This window comes from Acinetobacter sp. LipI_15 (assembly GCF_058242865.1).
Genome location: NZ_JBZAYN010000001.1, coordinates 554632 through 579833 on the forward strand (window position 1 = coordinate 554632; position 25202 = coordinate 579833).

At 38.5% G+C, this 25202-nt stretch carries 22 protein-coding genes and 1 tRNA gene; 12 read left to right on the forward strand and 11 right to left on the reverse strand.

The annotated features are described in order from the left end of the window. Window positions 1-2: 2 nt before the first annotated feature. The 7 genes from secD to queA all read right to left on the reverse strand — a co-directional run bounded on the left by secD (window position 3) and on the right by queA (window position 7291). Complete coding sequence (secD, locus tag AC4CU0_RS02700; protein WP_490742393.1) at window positions 3-1901, reverse strand: protein translocase subunit SecD; 1899 nt, start codon at window positions 1899-1901, stop codon at window positions 3-5. 54 nt (window positions 1902-1955) lie between these two features. Continuing rightward, window positions 1956-2285, reverse strand: coding sequence for a preprotein translocase subunit YajC (gene yajC, locus AC4CU0_RS02705; protein ID WP_078191271.1), 330 nt, complete (start codon window positions 2283-2285; stop codon window positions 1956-1958). A gap of 106 nt (window positions 2286-2391) precedes the next feature. Beyond that, window positions 2392-3522 (reverse strand): tRNA guanosine(34) transglycosylase Tgt, encoded by a 1131-nt coding sequence (gene tgt, locus AC4CU0_RS02710; RefSeq protein WP_078194179.1) that lies wholly within the window; start codon window positions 3520-3522, stop codon window positions 2392-2394. An 80-nt stretch (window positions 3523-3602) separates the two neighbouring features. Next, entirely contained in the window at window positions 3603-4499 is an 897-nt protein-coding gene (locus tag AC4CU0_RS02715; protein ID WP_490742394.1) for a hypothetical protein, read from the reverse strand. 80 nt (window positions 4500-4579) lie between these two features. Further along, the gene (locus AC4CU0_RS02720; RefSeq protein ID WP_180010942.1) at window positions 4580-5146 is read right to left on the reverse strand and encodes a LemA family protein; all 567 of its coding nucleotides are present in this window, start codon (window positions 5144-5146) and stop codon (window positions 4580-4582) included. Between the two features lie 54 nt (window positions 5147-5200). Beyond that, window positions 5201-6229, reverse strand: a complete 1029-nt coding sequence (locus tag AC4CU0_RS02725) for a hypothetical protein (RefSeq protein ID WP_490742395.1) — start codon at window positions 6227-6229, stop codon at window positions 5201-5203. 21 nt (window positions 6230-6250) lie between these two features. Then, on the reverse strand, window positions 6251-7291 hold the full coding sequence (gene queA / locus AC4CU0_RS02730) for a tRNA preQ1(34) S-adenosylmethionine ribosyltransferase-isomerase QueA (protein WP_078191326.1): 1041 nt from the start codon (window positions 7289-7291) through the stop codon (window positions 6251-6253). Between the two features lie 178 nt (window positions 7292-7469). Here queA and AC4CU0_RS02735 point away from each other — a divergent pair. The 3 genes from AC4CU0_RS02735 to AC4CU0_RS02745 all read left to right on the forward strand — a co-directional run bounded on the left by AC4CU0_RS02735 (window position 7470) and on the right by AC4CU0_RS02745 (window position 8271). Beyond that, window positions 7470-7556: transfer RNA gene (locus AC4CU0_RS02735), tRNA-Leu, on the forward strand. A 146-nt stretch (window positions 7557-7702) separates the two neighbouring features. Further along, window positions 7703-7834, forward strand: a complete 132-nt coding sequence (locus AC4CU0_RS02740) for a hypothetical protein (protein ID WP_490742396.1) — start codon at window positions 7703-7705, stop codon at window positions 7832-7834. Between the two features lie 38 nt (window positions 7835-7872). Further along, entirely contained in the window at window positions 7873-8271 is a 399-nt protein-coding gene (locus AC4CU0_RS02745; protein ID WP_490742397.1) for a hypothetical protein, read from the forward strand. A 79-nt stretch (window positions 8272-8350) separates the two neighbouring features. Here the strand turns inward: AC4CU0_RS02745 and AC4CU0_RS02750 are convergent, their stop codons facing one another. After that, the gene (locus AC4CU0_RS02750; RefSeq protein ID WP_490742398.1) at window positions 8351-10585 is read right to left on the reverse strand and encodes an NADP-dependent isocitrate dehydrogenase; all 2235 of its coding nucleotides are present in this window, start codon (window positions 10583-10585) and stop codon (window positions 8351-8353) included. A 1122-nt stretch (window positions 10586-11707) separates the two neighbouring features. On the opposite strand from AC4CU0_RS02750, the gene AC4CU0_RS02755 reads away from it, so the two are divergent. The 9 genes from AC4CU0_RS02755 (at window position 11708) to AC4CU0_RS02795 (ending at window position 22948) form a co-directional block, all read left to right on the forward strand. After that, a complete protein-coding gene (locus tag AC4CU0_RS02755; RefSeq protein WP_490742399.1) occupies window positions 11708-12994 on the forward strand; it encodes a sensor histidine kinase in 1287 nt (428 codons plus the stop codon). A gap of 92 nt (window positions 12995-13086) precedes the next feature. After that, window positions 13087-15846, forward strand: coding sequence for a bifunctional [glutamate--ammonia ligase]-adenylyl-L-tyrosine phosphorylase/[glutamate--ammonia-ligase] adenylyltransferase (glnE, locus tag AC4CU0_RS02760; RefSeq protein WP_490742400.1), 2760 nt, complete (start codon window positions 13087-13089; stop codon window positions 15844-15846). An 18-nt stretch (window positions 15847-15864) separates the two neighbouring features. Further along, window positions 15865-16791, forward strand: a complete 927-nt coding sequence (locus tag AC4CU0_RS02765) for a branched-chain amino acid transaminase (protein WP_078191262.1) — start codon at window positions 15865-15867, stop codon at window positions 16789-16791. Between the two features lie 83 nt (window positions 16792-16874). Beyond that, window positions 16875-17768 carry a mitochondrial fission ELM1 family protein gene (locus AC4CU0_RS02770; RefSeq protein ID WP_180109994.1) on the forward strand — a complete coding sequence of 298 codons (894 nt, stop codon included), beginning with the start codon at window positions 16875-16877 and terminating at the stop codon, window positions 17766-17768. A gap of 88 nt (window positions 17769-17856) precedes the next feature. Then, window positions 17857-19326 carry a phosphoethanolamine transferase gene (locus AC4CU0_RS02775; protein ID WP_490742401.1) on the forward strand — a complete coding sequence of 490 codons (1470 nt, stop codon included), beginning with the start codon at window positions 17857-17859 and terminating at the stop codon, window positions 19324-19326. Window positions 19327-19509: 183 nt separating this feature from the next. Continuing rightward, window positions 19510-20529 (forward strand): glycosyltransferase family protein, encoded by a 1020-nt coding sequence (locus tag AC4CU0_RS02780; protein ID WP_180055865.1) that lies wholly within the window; start codon window positions 19510-19512, stop codon window positions 20527-20529. Beyond that, window positions 20513-21157 (forward strand): YrbL family protein, encoded by a 645-nt coding sequence (locus AC4CU0_RS02785; protein WP_490742402.1) that lies wholly within the window; start codon window positions 20513-20515, stop codon window positions 21155-21157. Before AC4CU0_RS02780 ends, AC4CU0_RS02785 begins: the two co-directional genes overlap by 17 nt. A 7-nt stretch (window positions 21158-21164) precedes the next feature. After that, window positions 21165-22172 carry a glycosyltransferase gene (locus AC4CU0_RS02790; protein WP_490742403.1) on the forward strand — a complete coding sequence of 336 codons (1008 nt, stop codon included), beginning with the start codon at window positions 21165-21167 and terminating at the stop codon, window positions 22170-22172. A 17-nt stretch (window positions 22173-22189) separates the two neighbouring features. Continuing rightward, the gene (locus tag AC4CU0_RS02795) at window positions 22190-22948 is read left to right on the forward strand and encodes a glycosyltransferase family 25 protein (protein WP_180109990.1); all 759 of its coding nucleotides are present in this window, start codon (window positions 22190-22192) and stop codon (window positions 22946-22948) included. Window positions 22949-22957: 9 nt separating this feature from the next. Here the strand turns inward: AC4CU0_RS02795 and AC4CU0_RS02800 are convergent, their stop codons facing one another. From AC4CU0_RS02800 to AC4CU0_RS02810, 3 genes are all read right to left on the reverse strand, one after another. After that, the gene (locus tag AC4CU0_RS02800) at window positions 22958-23890 is read right to left on the reverse strand and encodes a glycosyltransferase family 32 protein (protein ID WP_490742404.1); all 933 of its coding nucleotides are present in this window, start codon (window positions 23888-23890) and stop codon (window positions 22958-22960) included. An 87-nt stretch (window positions 23891-23977) separates the two neighbouring features. Then, window positions 23978-24196: a hypothetical protein gene (locus AC4CU0_RS02805; protein WP_111885360.1), complete on the reverse strand. Its 219-nt coding sequence runs from the start codon at window positions 24194-24196 to the stop codon at window positions 23978-23980. Window positions 24197-24321: 125 nt separating this feature from the next. After that, a complete protein-coding gene (locus AC4CU0_RS02810; protein ID WP_490742405.1) occupies window positions 24322-25188 on the reverse strand; it encodes a lysophospholipid acyltransferase family protein in 867 nt (288 codons plus the stop codon). Window positions 25189-25202: the final 14 nt, after the last annotated feature.

Sequence of the window (25202 nt, forward strand, 5' to 3'; positions counted from 1 at the left end):
TCCTAAATGCTCAACTTCTTCAGGTTACGTTTTTTACCATAAATGATTTGTACGATTGCACGTGTCACGGTAATCGCTGTGAACATCGAGCAGACAATACCAATCATTAGGGTAACCGCGAAGCCTTTAATCGGACCTGTACCAATTGCAAACAGAATGAAAGCAACCAAGAATGTGGTTAAGTTGGAGTCAAAGATGGTGTTATACGCACGATCATAACCCGCAACAATCGCCTGTTTCGGCGAGGCACCCCATTTAATTTCTTCTCGTATCCGCTCACAGATCAGTACGTTGGCGTCGACCGCCATACCAATGGTAATCACGATACCTGCAATACCCGGAAGGGTGAGGGACGCGCCAATCCAAGACATCACCGTTAAGATCATGGCTAAGTTCACGACCAAGGCAAAGTTAGCAATCAGACCAAATACACGGAAGAAGACCACCATCCAAATCGCAACCAATAAGAAACCGATTTGAGTTGATAACACGCCTTTGTCGATGTTTTCTTGACCGAGACTCGGACCAATCACACGTTCTTCCACGAAGTACATTGGCGCTGCCAATGCACCTGCACGTAACATCAATGCAAGTTCAGATGCTTCTTGAGGTGAATCTAGACCGGTAATACGGAACTGAGAACCCAATACGGCTTGAATCGTTGCCGCATTGATGACCACAGATTCGGTATAAGGTGTACGAACTTCAGTTTGTGTACCTGTTGCAGGATCTGCAACATAACTAATTTTTTGTTTGTTCTCGATGAACAAAACTGCCATTCGTTTGCCTACAGCATTACGAGTAGCTTCAGACATCAACTTACCGCCCGCAGTGTCCAAAGTAATGTTTACTTCAGCACCACCTGTATCTTGGCTAAAGCCTGATGACGCGTTTTGTACACGTTCACCCGTTAAGATACGGTTACGGTTAAGTAATAATTGACGACCACTGTCCAAAGATTCATAAGCAAAAGCTTCGGTACCCGGCGGTAATGAGCCTTTTGCTTGACCTGTGTAAGGATCGATATATTGATCGTTTAAATCAGAAACTAAGCGGAACTCAAGGTTTGCAGTACGACCAAGTACACGTTTTGCTTCAGCAGTATCTTGTACACCCGGTAATTCAACCACAATACGGTTGCTACCTTGAGTTTGTACTAATGCTTCCGCTACACCTAACTCGTTAATACGGTTACGTAAAGTTGTTAAGTTTTGGTTGACAGCATAAGACTGAATTTCTTGTTTACGTGTATCTGTGTAGCTTAGACGAAGAGTCGAACCTTCAGTTGTTGCAACCGCTTGTTGAGTATATTCATTGCCGTTACGACGAAGGAAATCCATAGCTGCAGAACGGTCATCATTATTTGCAAATTGCATCGTAATGGTGTTGTTGTTCAAAGATAAGCTATTGAATTTTAATTTATTGTTACGAAGTTGGCGACGTAAGTCAGCCGCAGACGTTTCCATACGTTGTGAAATGGCTTTATCCATATCCACTTCAAGTAGGAAATGTACACCACCACGTAAATCCAGACCCAGCTTCATTGGTTTAGCACCAATTTTTTGTAGCCATTCTGGGGTAGTAGGCGCAAGGTTCAATGCGACGACATAATTTTCACCGAGCCCACGACGCAGTGCTTCTTTCGCTTTTAATTGTTGTTCGCTCGAATCAACACGTAATAAAGCGGCATTATTGGTGAAGCTATTGTCATGGCTGGCAATATTTTCAGATTTTAAAATCTGCTCTGCTTTTTGTACGATGCTTTGGTCAATCTGGGTACCGGCTTTGGCACCTGAAATTTGAACAGCAGGTTCATCAGGATACAAACTTGGCAGGGCATATAATGTACTGATGACTAGTACCACTAGAATCAGTAGATATTTCCATGCTGGGTAACGCATTCGTTTTCTTCTTAAAATGAAAAAAGCCGTGCGGGTGCACGACTTATTTTTTGATTAAAGGTTATTTAGAGTGCCTTCAGGCAGAACTGAAATCACACTTGCGCGTTGTACTTTTACTTCTACGCCACGGTTCAGTTCAACAACTGCAAAATCACCTTCGATTTTCGTGATTTTACCCATTAAACCGCCCGCAAAAACAACTTCACTACCAACACCTAGGCTTTCAATTAGTGCACGATGTTCTTTTGCACGTTTTGATTGAGGGCGCCAGATCAAGAAGTAGAAGATTGCGACAAATACCGCAATCATCAACAGGTTTGCCATCATGCTCGGTTGCTGTGCAGCTTCACCTGCCGCGTGAGCAGTAGAAATAAAAAGGCTCATTTCATTTTCCTAAACTAAAAAAACTGGTTATCAATACTTTGATAAATAAATTGGACTTGTTCAGCAATTTACCTTGTCTTTTTCTTCAGCGCAAATGCTGAAAGAATTAATCTTGAGGACAAGGTGGCACTTCCATGCCGCGACGACGATAAAAGTCTTCAACAAACTCATCAAAAGTGCCATGATCGAGAGCATCACGCATCGCTTCAGTCAGACGCAGGTAATAACGTAAGTTATGAATAGTACCGAGCATCGAACCGAGCATTTCGCCGCATTTCTCAAGATGGAAGAGATAAGATTTGGTGAAATTTGTACAGGTATAGCAGTCGCAATGTGGGTCAAGCGGACTTTGATCATGACGATATTTGGCATTGCGAATACGCACTAAACCGTCAGTCACAAAATAATGACCATTACGTGCATTTCGAGTTGGCATCACACAGTCAAACATATCGACACCGCGACGAACTGCTTCTACGATATCTTCTGGTTTACCGACACCCATCAAGTAACGTGGTTTATCCGCAGGCATTTTCTCTGGAAGATAATCCAATACTTTGATCATTTCTTCTTTAGGTTCGCCAACAGACAAGCCACCAATGGCATAACCATCAAAATCAATTTCTTTGAGACCATTTAAAGATTCATCACGTAAATCTTCATACATGCCGCCTTGGATAATACCAAATAGTGCATTACGGTTTTTCAGCACGTCATGATGTTGAGTCTTACAACGTTTCGCCCAACGCAATGAAAGCTGCAGTGATTTTTGCGCTTCTTCATGTGTCGCAGGATAAGGCGTACATTCATCAAAAATCATCACGATGTCTGAATTCAGCGTGTGCTGAATATCCATCGAAATTTCAGGAGATAAAAAGACTTTAGAGCCATCAATCGGAGAGCGGAAAGTCACGCCCTCTTCTTTAATTTTGCGCATAGCGCCAAGGCTGAAGACTTGGAAACCGCCTGAATCTGTCAAAATCGGGTTATTCCATTTCATGAATTGGTGTAAACCACCATGTTCACGAATGACATCTAGGCCTGGACGTAGATATAAATGGAAAGTATTACCCAAAATAACTTGGGATTTAATTTCTTTAATGTCACGTGGGAGCATGCCTTTTACAGTACCGTAAGTACCGACAGGCATGAACATAGGTGTTTCAACAACACCATGTTCAAGGGTTAAACGGCCGCGACGAGCACGGCCCGATTGCGCCAATTTTTCAAACTTCATACAAGGTCCAGATCAAGGCGAAAAAACAGTTCGCTGATGGTAAGAGTGCTAAAAGTGCTCTATTTTCCTTGATTCTGCGGTTAAACGCTAGCTTTGTCGGGTGTTAAGTCTGTAAATTTATAGATTGCGTCTTGTGACAAGGCTTCATCTGAACTCTTGGCATTAAAATAGAACTGGTTAATTCGCTGCAAAATTTCTTCTTTTTCCATCGCAAATGTGCCTTTCGGGTCCGATGTCATGGCCACGATACTGTCAATAAGCTTTTGAATATAAGGATTCGTGGTTGCATAGTTTTTTTCTAAGCTTAAAAGATAGACTTCATTAGCTACATGTAAATAGTTATAAGGTTGTATTTCAACGATTTGAGCCAAATCAATCAGCAGGTCTTTATCATACTGAGACAGCTTCATACGCTTGGGTAAGCTGTCGAGTTGGAGGGGGTGTTTGGATTTAAGAAAATCGTCAAGTTGTGTACTTGGAGGATTTAAAACCTGAGCTGAATAAATCTCTATTTCGGGCTGTGTCGGCACCGTGATAAAAAACAGAATATTGTCCAATTCAATGCCATAGGACTGAGCCAAGTCGAATTTTGTTTGTTGTATGGCATTGAGCAAGATTGAAAGATGGTTAGCCGATTCAGACTTTATCGTACTTTCTATAGAAGATGGATCAAAGTTTAAATGGCCCACTTCATTTACAGATGTCAGTTTAAACTGCGCCAAGTCTTGACTTAAAGACGGTAGGCTACGATAGCGCCATTTAGACACATTCCATCGATCATGCGTTGCAAGATATTGAGCAGAATCTTCATCTTCGGCAAAAATACTACGCTGCGTAGAGACTGCGATATAGTCCATGGACAAATAGGGATTGAACACCAACGTACATGCGTAAATATGGTCGTCTTGGTGCTGCTCATAGAGTTTGAAAAACGCCTGAATCAGCACATTTTTCAGTGCATTAATTTGATTTTGCATATTTTATTTTTCTTTCTAGTTTTGGAGGTGCTTGATCACCTCATCATTATTTTTTTACTTTGGTGCATTAAAGCCCGAACTTAAAAGTTCGGACGATAATCAAAATTTTGGCTGGCAGCTTGATCGCGGAAAGGGCGAACCGCTTTTTTACTCAGCAATAGCGTATTAATAATATTGTTAGGAAACACTTGAATGTGGTTGTTGAACAATTCGACGTTGCGGTTAAAAATAGTAATTGCCGCGCCGACATTTTCGTTTTGTTCTTCAATTTCATTCATCATTTTCAGATAAATATCATTGGCTTTGAGCTCGGGATAGTTTTCAACCACAACATTCAGGCTGCGCATCAGATCTTGATTCAAGGCTTCGATACGCTGTAATTGGCTGACATCGGTACTGCTTACGTTCAAGTTCATAATATTTTGACGGAGTTCAGTGACTTTTGCCAAAGTCCCTTGTTCAAAATTCGAATATTGTTCAACCAGTGGCTGTAATCCATCTAAAATTTTGATTTTTTGACGTTCATAGCTGGCTACATCTGACCATGCACGAATGGTTGCATTGTGATGTCGGACAATATTGTTGCGAATCATGATTGCGCCAATCACCAATGCAATGATGATTAAAACAAAGATCAAAAGCCCCATAAAATTTTATCCTCAAGATAAAAGGTCGTAAGTTAAAACATTATTGTATGAAATCTATTTTAAAAACTGCGTTAAATCGTTTTTCAAATTTTCTAAAGCATTTAATTTAAAGGTTCTGAGATGTCCACGCAATGCCGAAACATCTTGAATTCGTTTTGCTTTACTACTGACTTTAAATAAATCTGTAGAGCCAAGATAGCACATTATGCGGTGGCTCGGATGAAATAGCAGATCACCTTCACGGTTTTGAAAAAAATCCGCTAGTCGGAGGACAAAGCCTGGGCTGAGCAATTTAGCGATTTCCATTTGGTTCTCGCCATAAAACTTTAATTTTTGATTGGTTTGAATGTCGCTGCTGTGCCAAGGAAAACTATAGGGATAGCCAAAGTTTTTGCCTGTTGCAGATACGGCAAGTCCATGGATGCCAATATCAAAAACAAATACGCCCCACAGGTCTTTATGAATTTCTTTGACCGTGACTTCATCACCGTCTTTGTCTCGTACCTTCAGTTCATTCACATAGTGATAATGAAAGACCATGACTTGATGCTGTTGCTGATTTTCATCTTCCCAAACGGTGCTCGCGAAGGTCTGAATATCATTCGAAAGGCTGCCTTGCTTAAATACGGGGAACATACGTTTAAGATTGCCAATAAATTGTAGATTATTCAGCGGCATTGAAATGTATTGAGGCTGTCGGTTAAAAGCCAGTTGGTATTTTTTTGCGATGCATTCGGTTTCCAAAAACGCAATAACATCTTCGAGCGGGTCATCTTTTTCATAGCTGATATAGGCCCAGAACACCATGACCAATCCCGCAGCAAAGCAGAGCTGTGCCCAGCCATGATCGGGCTGAATTACAATAAACAGCATGAATCCGATACCCAGTGCGGCTAAAGCCAGCGGCAGTAAATTTTCAAATTTGAGTGTAATGGGAGCATTCCATGGATGCAGTCCATCGAGGAGCTCTTGGTGTGTTTTGGCGTTTCGGCCTATATCCCAGAGCCGAGCGATATTCTGAAAAACCACAGCATTCTTTTTTCGACGAATATGGATGGAGTGCTTTACAGAATCTATCGGCATAGGGATGATTTCAGCGTTCGATTATTTGTGGTTAATGTTATCAATTAACATCGCATCGCCATAACTAAAGAAGCGATATTGGCTGTCGACGGCATGGTGATAGGCATTCAAAATATTGTCTCGATTAGACAACGCTGACACTAACATGAGCAGGGTAGACTCAGGTAAATGGAAGTTGGTAATTAAACGATCGACCACTTTGAACTCATAACCAGGGTAGATAAAGATTTGCGTATCACCTGTCCAGCCCTTGAGTTCGCCGCCATTGGCTTGAGCGGCACTTTCAGTCGCACGAGTCGCTGTAGTACCGACAGCAATAACTTTATTGCCACGTGCTTTTGTCTCACGGATTAAAGCCATAGATTCTTCTGACACGTCACACCATTCGCTGTGCATGATGTGGTTTTCAATGTCATTGGTGCGCACGGGTAAAAATGTACCTGCACCCACATGCAAGGTAACAAAGGTTTTATTTACGCCTTTGTCCGCCAATTTTTTGAGTAGCGCTTCATCAAAATGTAAGCTTGCTGTTGGTGCTGCAACTGAAGCCAATTTGGTCGGATCGTTAAAAACAGTTTGGTAACGTTCGGTATCAATCGCTTCTGCTTCACGGTTAAAGTAAGGCGGAATCGGTAAAGCACCGTATAAATCTAAAACTTGTAAAATAGGCTGTGAAAATTCCACAACAAATAAGTTTTCATGACGGCCTTGAACGGTCACTTTAACTTCGTCTGGACCAATAAATAATTCCGCACCTTCTTTAGGTGTATTGCTGGCTTTAATGTGGCAATGTGCGGTTTTTGGATCAAGAATACGTTCAACCAAAACCTCAACTGCACCACCTGTAGCGCGTTTGCCTTTCAAGCGGGCTTTCATCACTTTGGTATCGTTCAGTACCAATAAGTCACCTTCATTGAGCAAGTCTAAAATGTCAGTGAAATGATGGTCGTGGTATTCGCCATTCAGGTCGAGATGGAGCAGGCGTGATGCACTACGTGTTTCAAGCGGATAGCGGGCAATGAGTTCGTCGGGGAGATTGAAGTTAAAGTCAGAAAGTTGCATGTTAAGAAATCTGAAAAGGGGATAATGAAATTTGGCTTAGTATAAGCTTTTTTGGGTTTTAACGCTGAAATTGATGGATTATCCATCTAAAAATTCTTATACGGTTTATTTTTAATCAAATGAGAACATCATGCGTTGACAAGTTTTTGAAACAGTTTATTATACGTTTCAACACCTTCCCGAGGTGGTGAAATTGGTAGACGCGGTGGATTCAAAATCCACTATCAGAGATGATGTGTCGGTTCGAGTCCGACCCTCGGGACCAAAATTCTAAAAAACCCCAAGCTTATTAAGACTTGGGGTTTTTTATTGCCTGTTAATTAAAAAATTATAAATGAGAAAGGCTTTTCATCGTTTAAAACTAATGTTAAATCATGTATCTATCTAAATTTATTATGTTGAGATGCATAAATGGAAATTGATTGGAAGCTTATAGCTCCTATCGCAGGTATTTTTATAACTATTATTACGTTATTTTTAAAAAGACATGAAATTACAAGTTTAAAACATAAGAAAATTTCAGATAGGCTTGCTTCAGGCTAATAGAGCTTCATCAGAATTATTTAATTAATTTTGATCGTATGATTTTGTTATTTGACGATGGCGTTCAATACATTATTTATAAGAAAAGACAAACCTTGGATTTGTCGAAAGATTTATTAATAAAACCTTTCCTGAATCTTGGTTCAACTCCTAGGCGCTATTTGTTTATAGCTGGATATTTTATTTTTGCCTTTATAGGAGGGATGCTTTTATGGGTGGTAATTAATTCTATAGGTGTTCAATTTATTGTTAATATCGTATTTATTTTTGTTTCTTTTATTTTGATTGCATTGGCGCTTTTATGCTTGGTATTGGAGGATAAACTGCAAAGTGCATCTGATTTTGTTAAAGAATTAAAAGAAGCTGATGAAAAATATAAAGCAATGGAAAAACCTAGAACTATAATTCTATTGAGTCGGAATGATAAGAAATTTTGAAATTATTAGTTTGTCAAAAAAAACCAGCGCCGAAGCGCTGGTTTTTTACATCACTAACTTAAGTTAGTTTTGCATCAACTTATTGAGCAGCCTCAAGAGCAGCATTTAAAGTTGCGCTTGGACGCATTACAGCATTTACTTTCGCTGTATCTACAGCGTAGTAACCACCGATGTCCGCAGCTTTACCTTGAACTTCAGCAAGTTCTGCAACGATTTTTTCTTCGTTTTCAGCAAGTGCTTGAGCAAGAGGAGCGAATTTCGCTTTAAGATCTGCATCTTCGTCTTGCGCAGCAAGTTCTTCAGCCCAGTATTTAGCAAGGTAGAAGTGGCTGCCACGGTTGTCAAGTTCGCCAGTACGACGTGATGGAGACTTGTCATTGTCAAGCAATTTACCAGTCGCAGCATCAAGTGTATTTGCAAGAAGTTTAGCTTTCGCGTTGTCTTCTTTGATGCCCATTTCTTCTAGAGAAACAGCAAGTGCCAAGAACTCACCTAAAGAGTCCCAACGTAAGTGGTTTTCTTCTACAAGTTGTTGTACGTGTTTAGGCGCAGAACCACCCGCACCAGTTTCGTACATGCCGCCACCAGCCATTAGAGGCACGATAGAAAGCATTTTCGCAGAAGTACCCAATTCCATGATTGGGAACAAGTCTGTTAGGTAATCACGTAGGATGTTACCAGTTACAGAAATTGTATCTAGGCCACGAGCAACACGTTCAAGTGTATAACGCATAGCACGTACTTGAGACATGATTTGAATGTCTAAACCAGTAGTGTCGTGCTCTTTCAAGTAAGTTTGAACTTTCTTGATGAGTTCGTTTTCGTGTGGACGGTACGGGTCAAGCCAGAAGATCGCAGGCATTCCTGAGTTGCGTGCACGAGTCACAGCAAGTTTCACCCAGTCACGGATTGGAGCGTCTTTCACTTGGCACATACGCCAGATATCGCCTTCTTCCACGTTTTGTGACATCAACACTTCACCAGTTTCTAGGTCGGTGATGTTTGCAACACCCGCTTCAGCGATTTCGAAAGTTTTGTCGTGTGAGCCGTATTCTTCAGCTTTTTGCGCCATCAAACCAACGTTAGGTACAGTACCCATAGTGCGTGGGTCAAAGTTACCATTCCATTTACAGAAATTGATCATTTCTTGGTAGATACGCGCGAAAGTAGATTCAGGCATTACAGCTTTACAGTCGTACTGTTTGCCGTCAGCACCCCACATTTTACCGCCACCACGGATCATTGCGGGCATAGATGCATCTACAATTACGTCATTAGGTGAGTGGAAGTTAGTGATGCCTTTTGCAGAATCAACCATTGCAAGTGCAGGACGGTGTTCTTGGCAAGCATGTAAGTCAGCAATGATTTCTTCACGAAGAGAAGTCGGAAGAGTTTCAATTTTTTCGTAAAGACCAGACATACCGTTGTTGATGTTAATACCTAACTCATCAAACAATTTGCCGTGTTTTTCGAATGCATCTTTGTAGTAAATCTTCACACAGTGACCGAAAACGATTGGGTGAGACACCTTCATCATGGTCGCTTTTACGTGTAGAGAGAACAAAATGCCTGCTTCTTTACAATCATCTAATTCTTTTTCATAGAAGTCGCAAAGTGCTTTTTTGCTCATGAACATTGAGTCGATGATTTCGCCGTCTTGAAGCGCAACTTTAGGCTTAAGAACAATAGTTTCACCAGACTTAGTGATCAATTCCATTTTTACATTGCGAGCGCGGTCTAAAGTCATAGACTTTTCGCCGTGGTAGAAGTCACCTTCGTCCATGTGAGAAACGTGAGTTTGTGACCACTGTTTCCATTCGCTCATAGAGTGCGGATGTTTCTTCGCGTAATTTTTTACTGCAGTAGGCGCACGACGGTCAGAGTTACCTTCACGAAGTACAGGATTTACAGCAGAACCTAGGCATTTGCTATAACGTGCCTTGATTTCTTTTTCTTCCTCAGTCGCTGGGTTTTCTGGGTAGTTCGGAATTGAAAAACCTTTAGACTGTAATTCTTTAATGCAAGCAGTTAATTGGCCAACTGAAGCACTGATGTTCGGAAGTTTGATAATGTTTGTGCTTGGATCTTGGGTTAATTGTCCAAGCTCTGCCAAGTTATTTGGCACCTTTTGTTCTTCGCTTAGGTAGTCTGAAAATTCAGCGAGTACACGTGCTGCAACTGAGATATCGCGTTTAACGATTTCAACGCCAGCAGGTTTAGTAAAGGTTTCAATGATCGGCAGCAGAGAGTAAGTCGCCAATAATGGCGCCTCGTCGGTCAGTGTGTAGATGATAGTTGACTTTCCACCAGCCATATATAGCCCCTTGCTTTAGATTGTGTCTTTGAGGTCCGAGCTTGTGGCTCGCCTCTATGAACCGATTTGCTTAAATAAAACTATGAAAGTATCGGGGTTCATTGCTTTTCAGTCAACGCAAGATCCTGTGATGTGGTCATTTCGTAGAAAAATGATACAAAAGAAGTGCAGTTTGACGCCTAATTTTAGCGCAAAACCGAAAAGGGAAATATTGAAAGCTTGTTATTCATAGCTTAAAGCTATTGAACTATTAAATTTATATCATTTTTTTGGGGCTGATCTGTTCTTTATGGCTCGTTCAAGTTTTAGTTGTAAAGCAAAGCGTTTGATAGGTCAAACCGAATGCCTTAACTTTTAGGTGTAGATTTGGTGCGGAAGTTCGAAAATTAGTCAGGATTGGGGACTTTATTAAAGAACGACGTGAGTTTGATGCTCCGTTTGACTTTGAACGTTCGCGGAATGTTTATGCGATAACTTATATATCTGATGAATAAGGCATGGCACTTTTTCAGCTTCAGTCATTTGGGTGAATGAGTTCATGTACAGTAGAAGCATGAAACGAATCTTTAGCTCAGTTTAATAAAGTAAAAGCGAGCAGGTATGGTTTAACGCTCAAATGACACACACAACTGATAAAAACTAATAAATTAGTCTAATAGAAAAACTTAAAAATAGATTCATTTAGTGTAGCTGACTGAAACGAGCATCCTGATGAGCAATCTGGTCGTAGAATAATCATAAAACTCACTGTTTTTTGTGATGTAGTTAAAGAAAATTAAACCCAGTTTTTTAGGTCTTATGTAAGTGAATATTTCTTTTGGTCATGTTTTTAGTTTGAATAAAACGCGAAAAGTACGATTTAAAATAAACAGTTAATAAAATTTAAATTAATTTAAGTTTCTAATTTTATTGTTTTAATTTTTGTTTTACCTTTAATGTTATGTTCTTTATAGATATTTTTATTTTCTAATTGGATGAAAGTTCAATTAAATAGCGCATTCGTAAATGATGTTTGTTTTTTTGTTGGGTTTTGTTATTGAGTGTTTGGGCTATTTTTGCTATTAATCTTGAACAGAACAGTTGGTTTTTATCTTTAAGATAAACCCTGAGGAGAGCAACGGGATGGCTTTACGTTTACTGGATATTGGTACACAAACCGAATTATTAACTGCCTGTCGTTTGTCTTTATTGATGGGGGTTTATACGGACGACAACCGCATTGCAGAATTTTTAAAGTTCGCGCGTGGTATTGTGCAAGTCGATAATGCTGTCCTCGCATTTAAAAATGAACCTTATATATGGTATGCCTCAGAGCACATATTTAAGGCATTTATGGCCGAAGCTGATGATGATCGTCTAGATCAGTTTTTTGCTGAACGTTCTCGTATAGACCGCGACGCTGAAAATTACCAAGCTTATTCCAACTATATGCAAGAACTTGGATTAGGGCATCAGCGTTTAGTCGCTTTCGATTTAAAATATGATCAAGAATCTATCGGTAAAGTTATTTTATTCGATGATCAAGTCACTGCATTTGAAGCCAAACAATTAAAGATCGTTGAAGAATTTGTACAAAGTCTAGTCAACATCATTCAACTCCGTGTTGAAAATGCCGAATTAAAAGAAGCCTATGAACAGCAGTCGGCACTGAATTTTAGTAAGACTAAATTTTTCCAAATTATTGCGCATGATTTAAGAGCACCTTTTCATGGTCTACTGGGTTTTTCAGAGGTTTTGGCGCAGGAACGCAATACCTTAGATGATTCAAGTGTGCAAAATATTGCAGACTATTTATATGACACCACACAGTCGACGTATAACCTCTTAGAAAGCTTATTAAACTGGGCTATGGCAGAAGGTGGTCGCTTTGTTTATCACCCGATTAATTTTGATTTACATCAGTCTGCAAAAATCGTCAGTGATGTGTTAAATAGCTTGGCTGTGAAGAAAAATATTCGACTGATCAACGCCGTGCCTGAAGGCATTAAAGTCAATGCAGATATCAATATGATCACATCAGTGATGCAAAACTTGGTGTCAAATGCATTGAAATTTACTCATACCGATGGACGAGGTGTGGTGACGATTTCTGCCGAACGAGATGGCGAACGGGTTGTATTCACCATTCAGGATACTGGATTGGGCATGACCCAAGCTCAGATTGATGATTTATTTCAGCAAAAACTGACGGTTAGTATTAAAGGTACGGCAGGAGAACGTGGTACGGGGTTGGGTTTAGTGCTTTGTAAACGTTTTGTGGACTTAAATCAGGGTGAAATTGTGGTGAACTCGAAAGAAGGTGAAGGCACACAATTTAAAGTCTGGTTGCCAAAGGCGACGAGTCTGCATCAAACCTTAAGTACCGAGAGTAGCAGTGCACAGAAAGATGCGACCTTAAGCGAACTTTAAAGTCCGTCTATTGGTATAAAAGCCTAAAAATACTTTTCCCTAAGCGTTATCAACTGTTATAACTAGAAAAAAATCACGCTAGGGTTTGTGAAATGAATGCGGAGCAATTGCAGAAAACATTACGTGCCAGTCAATATGCTGAACAGGTGCTCGGAATCCATCAGGCCAGTTTAGAACAAGACTATGCAATTGATCAGTTTCAAACCTCGCTCAGTACAGCACAAATTCAACATTTTGTCGCAAGCAGCCTTGCCGATATCCAAGATGAAAATAGTTGGATGCGTGCAATTCGTGTGCTGCGCGCACGTCTCATGTTTCGTTGGATTTGGCAAGATGCCAATCAACTCACCGATGTCGTCACCTTAACTCGAGAGCTTTCAGACTTTGCCGATGCGTCCATCTGTGCGGCAAAAGATTTTGCGCTGAATCCGTTGATTGCGAAATATGGTGAACCGCTAGGCTATAAGGGGAAATTTCAAGACCTAATTGTGGTTGCCATGGGAAAACTTGGTGCACAGGAACTTAATCTTTCAAGTGATATTGATCTTATTTTTGCCTTTGATGAACAGGGCGAAACCAATGGTCGAAAATGTATCGATGTACAGCAGTTCTGTATTTTGTGGGGACAAAAATTAATTTACCTGCTTGACCATATTACCGCAGACGGCTTTGTCTTCCGTGTAGATATGCGTCTACGCCCATGGGGTGATGGTTCTGCCTTGGCAATCAGTCATGCTGCATTAGAAAAATACTTAAGCCAGCATGGCCGAGAATGGGAACGCTATGCCTGGATTAAGGCACGTATCGTCACGGGGGGTAAAGAAGGTGCAGAGTTACTGGAAATGACCCGACCTTTCGTCTTCCGCAAATATGTTGATTACACCGCTTTCGAAGCCATGCGTGAAATGAAAGCCATGATCGAACGTGAAGTGCTACGTCGTAATATCGAAGATGACATTAAACTCGGTGCAGGCGGAATTCGTGAAGTAGAGTTTATTGTTCAAGTTTTTCAGCTCATTTATGGCGGTTCAAAACTCGAGCTGCAAGACCGTCAATGTTTAGTGAGTCTGCATCATTTAGGTGAAGTTGGATTATTAGAAAAAACCGCGGTTGCTGATTTAGAAGATGCGTATTTATTTTTACGTCGTATTGAACATGCGATTCAAGCACTCAATGATCAGCAAACCCAATCGTTGCCACATGAGCCTGAACCACGCCAGCGCATTTTAGATACTTTAGGTTTTGCAACCTGGGATGACTTTTTGAATGTGCTCAATCAGAAACGTGCCAAAGTCATTTACCAGTTTGAACATCTTATTAAAGAAAAAGAACCCGATCCATTACTAGAAAGTTTTAGTCATTTAGAAGCACAGTTAAATGATGTTTTAGATGATGATGCCAAAAATTTAATTCACGAATTTTGGTATGGGCATGCGCTGAAAAAATTACCTGCCAAAGCTGTACAGCGTTTAAAAACTTTTTGGCCACATCTCATTGAAGCGATATTACAGTCAGATAAACCTCAGGTGGCCTTACTACGTCTCATGCCTTTGGTAGAGTCGGTGCTGCGCCGTACGGTCTATTTGGTGATGCTGATTGAGAGCAAAGGGGCATTACAACGATTAGTGAAAATGGCAACAGTGAGTCCTTGGATCTGCGAAGAATTGACGCATTATCCCGTGCTGTTGGACGAGTTTTTGTCGATGGATTTTGAGCTACCAAAGCGTAAAGATTTAGAAGACTCTCTACGTCAACAACTGCTTCGAATTGAGATTGATCAAGTTGAAGATCAGATGCGTGTTCTTCGATTATTTAAAAAATCCAATGTCTTAGCAGTAGCTGCTAGTGATGTTTTGGCCGAAAGCCCATTGATGAAAGTATCGGATGCATTGACCGATATTGCTGAAGTGTCGGTGAATGCAACCTTGCATTTGGCATATCAAATTGTTGCCAAAAAACATGGCTATCCCATCGATGCAGAAGGGCAGCGTTGTTCGATTGATCACACGGCTTTCGCGGTAATTGGTTATGGCAAGGTGGGTGGCATCGAGCTTGGTTATGGTTCGGACTTGGATTTGGTGTTTATTCACTATATGGACGAACAAGCCGATACCGATGGACAGAAACCAATTAGTGGCTTTGAATTTGCCATGCGGGTTGCACAAAAATTTATGTCCTTAATGACCACGCAAACCCTAGATGGTCGAGTGTATGAGGTGGATACACGTTTACGACCTTCGGGAGAAGCGGGGTTATTGGTGACCAGCTTAAAAGCCTTTGAGCAATATCAACATAAAAATGCTTGGGTCTGGGAGCATCAAGCTTTAGTACGTGCCAGAACGATTGCAGGTGAACACAGTTTACGGATTGAAATTGAAAACTTGCGCTGCAATATTTTGACTCAGCCACGCGATGAGAACAATGTTCGTGCAGAAGTGCTCAAAATGCGCCAAAAAATGAAAGACCATCTAGGTTCTTCTAAAGAGCAGCAAAAAGATGGAATTTTTCATTTAAAACAAGATGCAGGTGGTATCGTTGACATCGAATTTATGGCACAGTATGCAGTATTAGCATGGAGTGGGTCGAATCCCGATCTCGCCCATTACTCTGACAACGTACGAATCCTTGAGGATGCCGCAAGAACGGATTGCTTATCCAGCGCCGATGCGACAGCATTGATTCAAGCTTATCTCCGTGAACGAGCCGAGAGCCACCGTTTAGCACTTGCGAATCAATCCATGCAAGTTTCAGCTGACGATTGGCACGATACCCGAGTGGTCGTTTGCAAGCTATGGCAAAGATTAATTGATCCAACTGCAACGTTTGCATTGGATAAAAATGACTGTGTATAAAAATTTGGAGTGTGTGCCATGAACTTGGCTGATCGTGATGGTTTTATTTGGCAAGATGGACAATTGGTTGACTGGCGTGAGGCGAAAACTCACGTATTAACACATACATTGCATTACAGCATGGGTGTGTTTGAAGGCGTCCGTGCTTATGAAACTCCGAATGGAACGGCTATTTTCCGTTTAAAAGAACACACTAAGCGTTTATTAAATTCTGCAAAAATTTATCAAATGAAAGTCCCATTTGATCATGCAGCATTAGAACAAGCTCAAATTGATGTGGTTCGTGAAAACAAATTGGCTTCTTGCTATTTACGCCCAATTATTTTTATTGGTTCAGAAAAATTAGGTATTGCAGCAACTGACAATACAATTCATGCCGTTGTTGCTGCATGGAGCTGGGGTGCTTACCTTGGTGATGAAGCGATGGCGAAGGGTATTCGTGTTAAAACGTCTTCATTTACGCACCATCATCCAAACGTGACCATGTGTAAAGCAAAAGCATCTGGTAACTATACTTTGTCCATTCTTGCACACCAAGAAGTGGCACATGCTGGCTATGACGAAGCAATGTTACTCGATCCACAAGGTTATGTATGTCAAGGTTCAGGCGAAAATGTATTCTTAGTTCGTGATGGTGTGATTCATACTCCTGACATCGCGGGTGGTGCACTTGATGGTATTACCCGTCAAACCATTATTACGATTGCGAAAGACCTTGGTTTTGAAGTGGTTGAACGTCGTATTACACGTGACGAATTCTATATCGCTGATGAAGCATTCTTCACAGGTACTGCTGCTGAAGTGACGCCAATCCGTGAATATGATGACCGTCAAATTGGTGAAGGTTGTCGTGGTCCAATCACTGAGCAAATCCAAACTGCATTCTTTAATGCGGTTCAGGGTAAAGACCCTAAATATGCGCACTGGTTAACTTACGTAAAATAAGCTGATCGGTTAAGATGAAAAGGCGAAACTAAGTTTCGCCTTTTTTATTGGCTTGAAGATATTGAATTTTTGGGAACGTGACTATGCATATTGTTTATGTCAGTGATGGTAAAGCAGGACATCGCTCACAAGCTTTGGGTTTATTTAAAGCCATGCAGCGCCAATCTCAGGAAGCAGTCACATTTCAAGAAATTTCAATTGATGATTTGCCTATAGTGACACTTATTTCTGCGCTATTTAGCCATCAGCTTCATGCCGTAGAACACGAGCCAACTTATATTTTTGGCGTCGGCAGCCATACACATTTTCGAGTATGGCTGTTGGGCAAAGTGTATAACAAAGCCAAAACCATTATTTTAATGAAGCCAAGCTTGCCGTTTGCATGGTTTGATTATGCGGTGATTCCACAGCACGATGGTATTCAGGCATCTAATAAAGTACTAACCACACAAGGTGCGTTAAATCCAATTGTAAATGAAGAGCGGCATCAGCATGGTCGAATCCTGATCGCCTTGGGGGGCTCTTCAAAACGCCATCAGTGGAATGCGGCTAAAGTACTCCAAGCGATTGAACAAATAGTCGAGCAGAATTCAAATTCACAAATCATTTTGACCACTTCACGGCGCACACCAAAAGCGTTTTTAGCAGAATTAAAACAGTTAAAGAATATTGAAAAAGTACAGATTTTCCCAGTTGAAGTCACTCCGCAAGGTTGGATTTTCGAAGAAATGCAAAAAGCCGAAGCGGTTTGGGTAACTGAAGATAGTGTTTCAATGATTTACGAGGCTCTCACCGCGGGTTGTAAAGTCGGGGTGATTGAAGTGGATCGGTTGAAGGAAGATCGGATTACCAAGTCGGTAGATGAAATTTTAAAACAAGGCTTGGTGTCGTTACAGACCACTTTAACTGATTTGAATCTCGCTACCGAATTTAAAGAAACTGACCGTATCGCCAAAAAGATTGTACTCGGTCCCTAAAGTATAGATAATACCCGACGAAAAATTTCTACCAACATTTCAGTCTAACTAGACAATGTTTGAATAATATTACAGGGTTGTCGGGTCAATGCTAAAAACCTATTTGTTTCCATTTTTGCTTTCAATTGGGTTTTGCGTTGGGTTGGGTTTTTGGGACTATTTATCTGAAGTCAAAGATGCTCCTTTATTCTTTGTTTTGGTTCTTTCGAGTACGTTTTTTTTCATTTCTGTAAAACAATTACATAGTCGTATTTTTAAGTACATTTTCCTTGCGCTGTTTTTTGTCATTAGCCTGTATATTGCAAGTGGGACGGGGTTCTTACAAGGACACATGTCTTTGGGAATCGTGGCATCGATGTTCCAAAGCAATACCAATGAAGCTTTTGAATTTTTATCTGTAGTTAATCCTAAATATATTATTTTTGCCTTGATTTTATTTTCAAGCCTCTGTTTTTATATTCTATTTTTTAATCCAACTCGTCAGGGAAATTATCGCAAGCTGATTTTGGCACTTATCTTTATTGCCAACGGCGTCAGTGTGTTTGGTGTTCAAACTGCACTAGCGACGGTTAAATATAAACAAGAAGAGGCCAAACTCCTTAAAGATAATGTGCAAGATGTTGATTGGAAAATTCAACAGGTGAATGCTAGCTATGATAATCAAGTGGTTATCATTGGTGAGAGTGTTCAGCGAGATCATTTATCACTTTACGGTGCGAAAGAAGATACCACGCCTTTTTTAAATCAGATGCCACTAGATGTTGTAGATCATTACATCGCCACTGCACCAAATACGGTAACCAGTCTGACTCGAACGCTGACTTTGGTTGATCAAAACCGTGAACCACAAATTGCAAAAAATGTGGTGACACTAGCAAAACAAGCTGGCTATAACACCATGTGGATTTCAAATCAGGGATTTATGGGGAAAAATGATACGGCGATTTCTAAAATTGCTATTCATGCCGATCATCAGTTTTTTCTGAAAAGTGGTAACTATATGTCGAATAATATCGACGATGATAAAATGGTCGAAATATTACAGGCTCAGTTAAAGAAATATGCTAAGCAAAAAAATGTGATTTTTATTCATATGATGGGCTCACATCCGGATGCGTGTGAACGTCTGTTTAAGGCTCCGCGCATGTATGCGGATAAACCTGAAACGATTAATTGTTATTTATCTTCGATCAATAAGTTGGATCACTTTATAGAACAGATATATACCACTTTGAAGGCTGATCAGCGTAATTTCAGTGTGACGTATTTTTCTGATCATGGTATGACCGTGGATGAAGATTCATATCATGTAGATAATGATTTTAAAGATAATTATCAGGTTCCATTTTTTGTATTACGTAGCGATGCGCAGGCCAAAAACTACTATAACAAGACTGTGAGTGCCTATGATTATATGCATATTTATGCAGATTTATTGGGGGTGAAAACATCATTATTAGATCCTAAAAAATCGTTGGCGAATATCGAAGATAATCAAAATGTCACCGTTTTTGATTGGGATGATTATGTGCCATATCTAAGTTTAGGTGGTACATAATTAAAATTTTAGTATGAGTGAGTAGAATTTTCCTCAATTCAAAATACTGTTCTTATTCAATACAAGAAAGTTTAAGTGAGTGCTGACAAATTTTCATACTATAAAGTTAAATAATTTGAATAAATGAACGAGATTAATTTGAATCATATACAATAAGTTAAATTATTGGGGCTTAATTTTCTGATGAAGATTCTTCACATTTGTAACCTAGCTTATAAAAAATCTGCTGAGCAGTTTTATAACACAGACCGTAAAATTTCTTTTGGATTACAGCAAAATGGTCATTTTGTTTATGATTTTTCATTTAAAGATATGGCTTACTTTGGAACAATATGGCGGACTAAAAAAATTGGGGCTAAATGGGCAAATGCTGAAGTCTTACGTCTGACTGATAACTTACAACCAGACTTAGTATTGATTGGGCATTGTCCACAGATTGATCCTGAAACTTTAAAGCAAATTAGACAGAAATATCCAAATATTAAAATTGCCTTTTGGTATGTAGATCCAATCTATGAGTCTGAAAAAATTAAGTTTATCCATAAGTTTCAGCCTTACTTAGATACTATTTTTGTTACAACTGGCGGTGAGTTATTAAAACAATTCGCTAAAGATCAAACTGTGGCTGCATATATGCCGAACATGGTCAATTCGGTAGTTGAAGTAGGACAAAGTTTTTTAAATAAAAATACTTCACATGATTTTATTTTTTGTGGTTCTGCTGGAGATCAGGAGCGAGCAAACTTTGTAAAACAGTTGCAGCAAAAAATATCATTTTTAAAACTGTACTTGCCTGGTTTTGTAGCGCCCAAGTTGTATGGAGCGGATTATATTCAAACGCTAACACAAAGTAAAATGGGATTGAGTTATTCACGACGCAATGATATTTGTTTATATGTATCTGATCGTATTGTGCAATTGACGGGGAATGGTTTACTGACATTCACGCCTAAAGTACCAGAATTAGATCTTTTATTTAATGATTCTGAAGTAGTCTATTTTGATAACTTGGATGATTTAGCTCGAAAGACACAATTTTATAAAGATAATCCAGATCAGGCTAAGTTAATAGCTGAGGCTGGTTGGAAGCGTGCACATGTGAGTTATAATTGTCAGCGTACAACAAAATTTATGTTGGAAACAATTTTTGATAAGCCGTATTCAGAAAATTATGAATGGTTAGAACATGTATTCAAAAAGTGAAATTGCTCAAGCAGAATTATTAGGTTCAGGGGCAAATCGTTATTGTGTGATTTCACCAAGAGATAATTCGATTTGTCTAAAAATTGATTTACCATTTGAACGGAAAAAGACTAAAAACTGGAGACAGTCAATACAACGCTATTTAAGTCGTAATTTTAATTATTTTAATGAAAATTTTGTAGAATGGAGAGCTGCAAAAAAATTACACAAATTGGTGACTCATGAAATTGCCCTAGAATATATTGCTCCGATTTATAGTCTTGATGAGAGTGAGTTGGGTTGGATATTATCAACTGAACTTGTTCGTAATGAAGATGGTACAGTTGCAAAAAGTTTACATCATCATATACGTGAAAACTCCACATTAAGTAAGCAACAGTTATACAAAGAGATTGATAAATTTTGTAAATTTTTGCTTGAATATCGCATCCCTTTATTTGACTTAAATTCTGGAAATATGGTTATACAGCAATCCTCAAAGGGGATGCGTTTATATTGTGTCGATATTAAATCTATAGCTCGTGGTAAAGAAATTATCCCCATTTCATATTGGTCTAATCGGTTGATGAAGAAAAAAATTCTACGTAGGGCTGATCGGTTGAAACAAGTTATTAAGAAACAAGGCTAGAAAACGTATGAAAATAATACAGGTTATGGCTTCTAGTGCCGGTATGGGTGGATTGGAACAACATACCATAAAATTATGCAATGCCTTAGCAGAACATCATGAAGTGCATTTGATTGCTCATGCTTCATATCGAGATTATTTGCACGTAGGCATTAAGTTACATAATATTGATTTATCAAGAAGCCGATTTAACCCCTTGCTTCATTATCAGCTTTTTCAGCTTATAAAAAGTATTTCTCCAGACATTATTCATGCACAAGCAAACAAGGCTGCAAATATATTATCACCATGGCTCAATAAATTTGATTGTCCAACTATTGCTACAATCCACAATATTAAAACTAATATTAAGCCATTCCTTAAATTTGACAAGGTAATTGCAGTTAGTCATAAAATTGCACAAATTTTTCCAGAAGAGAATAAGGTTCAAGTAATCTGGAATGGGACATCTGTAGAGTATTTATCTGAAATGAGATTGACCCCACGAATTCGTCCACAAGCTTTAGCTATTGGACGGCTAGTACAAGCTAAAGGCTTTGATCTTTTAATTGAAGCTTGGCAAGGAGTTGATGCTGATCTTTTGATTGCAGGTGAAGGGGGAGATCGGCCTATTTTGGAAAAAAAAATATCTGAGCTTTTTTTGCAGGACAATGTAAAATTGTTGGGTTCGAGATCAGATATACCTCAATTATTAACAAATTCTGACGTTATGATTATTTCTTCTAGGAATGAGGGTGGACCTATTACACTTGCTGAAGCTTTACTATTAAAAGTACCTGTATTTGCCACAGATGTTGGAATGGTGACGGATTTTTTAGATCAAGAATATGTTTGCCGACCCAATGACGCACAAGCACTTAAGTTATTAATCAACAAAAAAATTGGTTTAAAATCTCAACTTCAACCAAAATTTGAATCAGCTTTTGAAAAAGCACAATTGAATTTGAAATTTGAAGAAATGTGTACAAAGACTGAAAAATTGTACTATGAACAGATTCAACTAAAGAAATCGTAATTTTTTTGGAGCGGCAATTGAAAGTATTTATAATTAGTGTTGAACACAAAGAGTCACCTCGGTTAAAAAATTTTTTAAACCAATCCTTCTTCCAAGATAAAGCAATTCATTACGAAATTATAGGTATTAAGGGGGCAGATCTTCCTACTAAAGAATATTTCGAAATGGCTGTAAAAGGAAGAGAAAAACCTTTAACACCTGGTGAATTGGGATGCACTTTATCACATTTAGAGGCTTTGAAAAGTTTTCTAATGACTAATGATCAATATGCTTTAGTGTTGGAGGATGATGCAATTATTCCTAATGCTTTAAATTTTGATGTTTTAGAACAAGAAATAATAAATAAAAAAATTCCAAGCAATACACTTGTGAGTTTATGTGGAATTCAAATGAAAGTATGTAAAAAAGTTAGAGGCAAAATAGAGGATTTTCAGTTTCTAGGTCAGAAAGTTTTAAATGTATCTCCACATTTTTTTCACCGTGTTAATTATGCTGTAGCATATGTCATTGATCGTGATATGGCAAAAACTTTATTAAATTATCATTTACCAATTAGAAGAACTGATGATTGGAGTTATTTGTTTGATTTTGATGCATCGACTAAAATTTGGATGATAAATTTAATTGATCATCCAGAAATAAAAAAAGGTGAGTCAGACATTTATTTAAGTCGTCTTGAGTATGATAGAAGTGCAAAAAAAATTGCCTCCAAAAGTAAATATGGAAAATTTATCAAAAAAAACTGGGCTAAGTTATTTAATAAATTATATTTATAAAAGTTAAGTTTAATTATTGCAATTTAACTTAAAATCTAGCAAAGAATTTTTTTTAAATTTTTTTAAATTGTAATAGTGCTCAATGTTTTTTCTTTGTGAGCCGATTAATTTAATTAAATGTGGTGGTTGAGATGGATTATAGTTTAGAGTCATATTTTCTAAAAATACATATTTATTTTTTGGTGTTAAATTTTGATATAGAAAAGCATTTTTGTCACAATTAATTAGATAGATATTGGGTATCTCTTTTCTTAATACTTTTTGACATGCAACATATGCTATGAAATATTTTAAGTTTTTAATTTTTTGAAAATATAAATTTGGATTAGGAAGATTTGATATATTATGTAGATAATTATCAACACCTATTGTTAATGCATAGCTTAATTCATCTCTCCAAAATTTAAAAAAATTATTTTTAGCGGAAGTCGCTAATAGCCAATTTTCAATAACAGGGAAATCAAAAAAAATAGTATTTGGTTTTCTATAAAAAGCGAAGCATTCTTTTTTGTTATCTTGACATAATTGCAATATCCAATTTAAATCTCTATAAAGAATTATACTTGCATCTAACCAAATCCCACCATAATTATATAGAAGGTCGAATCTTATTAGATCAGATTTTTGTTGAGGTGTTAATTCATGAAAGACATTAAAATCAATTTTACAATAATTTATAATTGTATTGTCATCTAGAAAAAATATCTCATATTCTGTATTTATTTTTTTAACTTGGTCTATACAGTCTAAGATTAATTTACTGGGGTTGTTATTCCAATAAATCCAAATTTTTTTTGGTATTTGGGTATATTTAGGATTTCCAAGAAGAATTGGGTCGGCATAATTTTCAGCATTTATACAATTACCTCTGATATTTTTATAAAATAAATATTTAAACCTTAAATGGTAAAATATTTTTCGTATTGATTTTCGTAGGCCCATAAAATATATACTGTAATTTATGTAAATTAATTAGAAATTGCATTAACAAATAAATTGTAAAATATCTTATCCCCAATGACGGGAATATTATTCTTTATCCGCATTACCTTTCAACACCATATAAATCAAACCGACAAAGATTAATAATGCACCTGCAAGGCTGCTGACACAGAATAAAACGATTCGGTTATAGGTGGTTAAGTTGAATAATTCATTGGCTAAAATGTAGCGCATGAACAACCATTGTACGACAGAAAAAACAATCAACACGATTGCACGACGACGGACTTCAGGACGCATAGCCATAGGAGAATCACTTAAAGTGGAAATTGAGGCTATTATGCCACTGTCAATAATCGATCTCAATTGAATAAGATTAATCCAAGCCCGTGATAAACAAATCTTAAGGTTGAGTTCTGTTCAGATCACCTTTATTTGCGGTACATATTGATGTTGCCAAAGCAGACCCGAAAGCGTTTGTAAGACCAGATATACTGTTCAGGTGCTTGGTTAATGATGTCTTGCATCGCGATGTTCAGTGCGTCGACTGAGCATTGTAAATCTTTAGAGGAAATCTCTTCTGATAATGTTTGGCAGTGTACATCAAAGTGCCTTAAGTTAGGTTGTCGGATACAACTTAAGCCGATGACATTACATTGGGTTTTTGCAGCAAGCTTTGAAACTAGCGTGATCGATAAAGTATTTTGCCCAAAAAAATTGGAATATATGCCGCCTGAAGGCTTTGGTAAATGGTCTGGTAAAATCACCGTTAGGCCGCCTTGTTTTAAATGTTTAAAAATGGCACGGATCCCTGTTTCATCTGTCGGGACTAAGGTTGCATTGAACTTCTCTCGTGCTTCTAACAGATAACGATTGATCCCTTTATTTTTATTCGGTTTATACATAATCATCGGTTCTGTATACAAGTTCAGCCATGCATTGAGTAGTTCCCAACAGCCAAAATGCGGAACCACAACAATGACACCTTTTTTATTCGCAAGTGCTTCCGTGAGGATATTTTCACCATAAATATTTTTCAGTAAGCTCAGGCTATAACTTGGTGGCATACCCCAACATTTAATAAATTCAATATAGGTCAAGCATTGGCTGCGGATACTTTGACTGACGAGCTGTCTCTGCGCAGTCTCTGACAAATCTGGGTAGGCCAGTTGAATGTTGATGCTAGTGATACGTTTGATTGATGAGTTAAACAGGTCAAGAATAAACGCGATCATCAAGGCCAAGTTTTGTAACAGCCAAAGTGGCAATAGCGCGATGATTTTGAATATAAAGTACATGAATCACAAGGTCT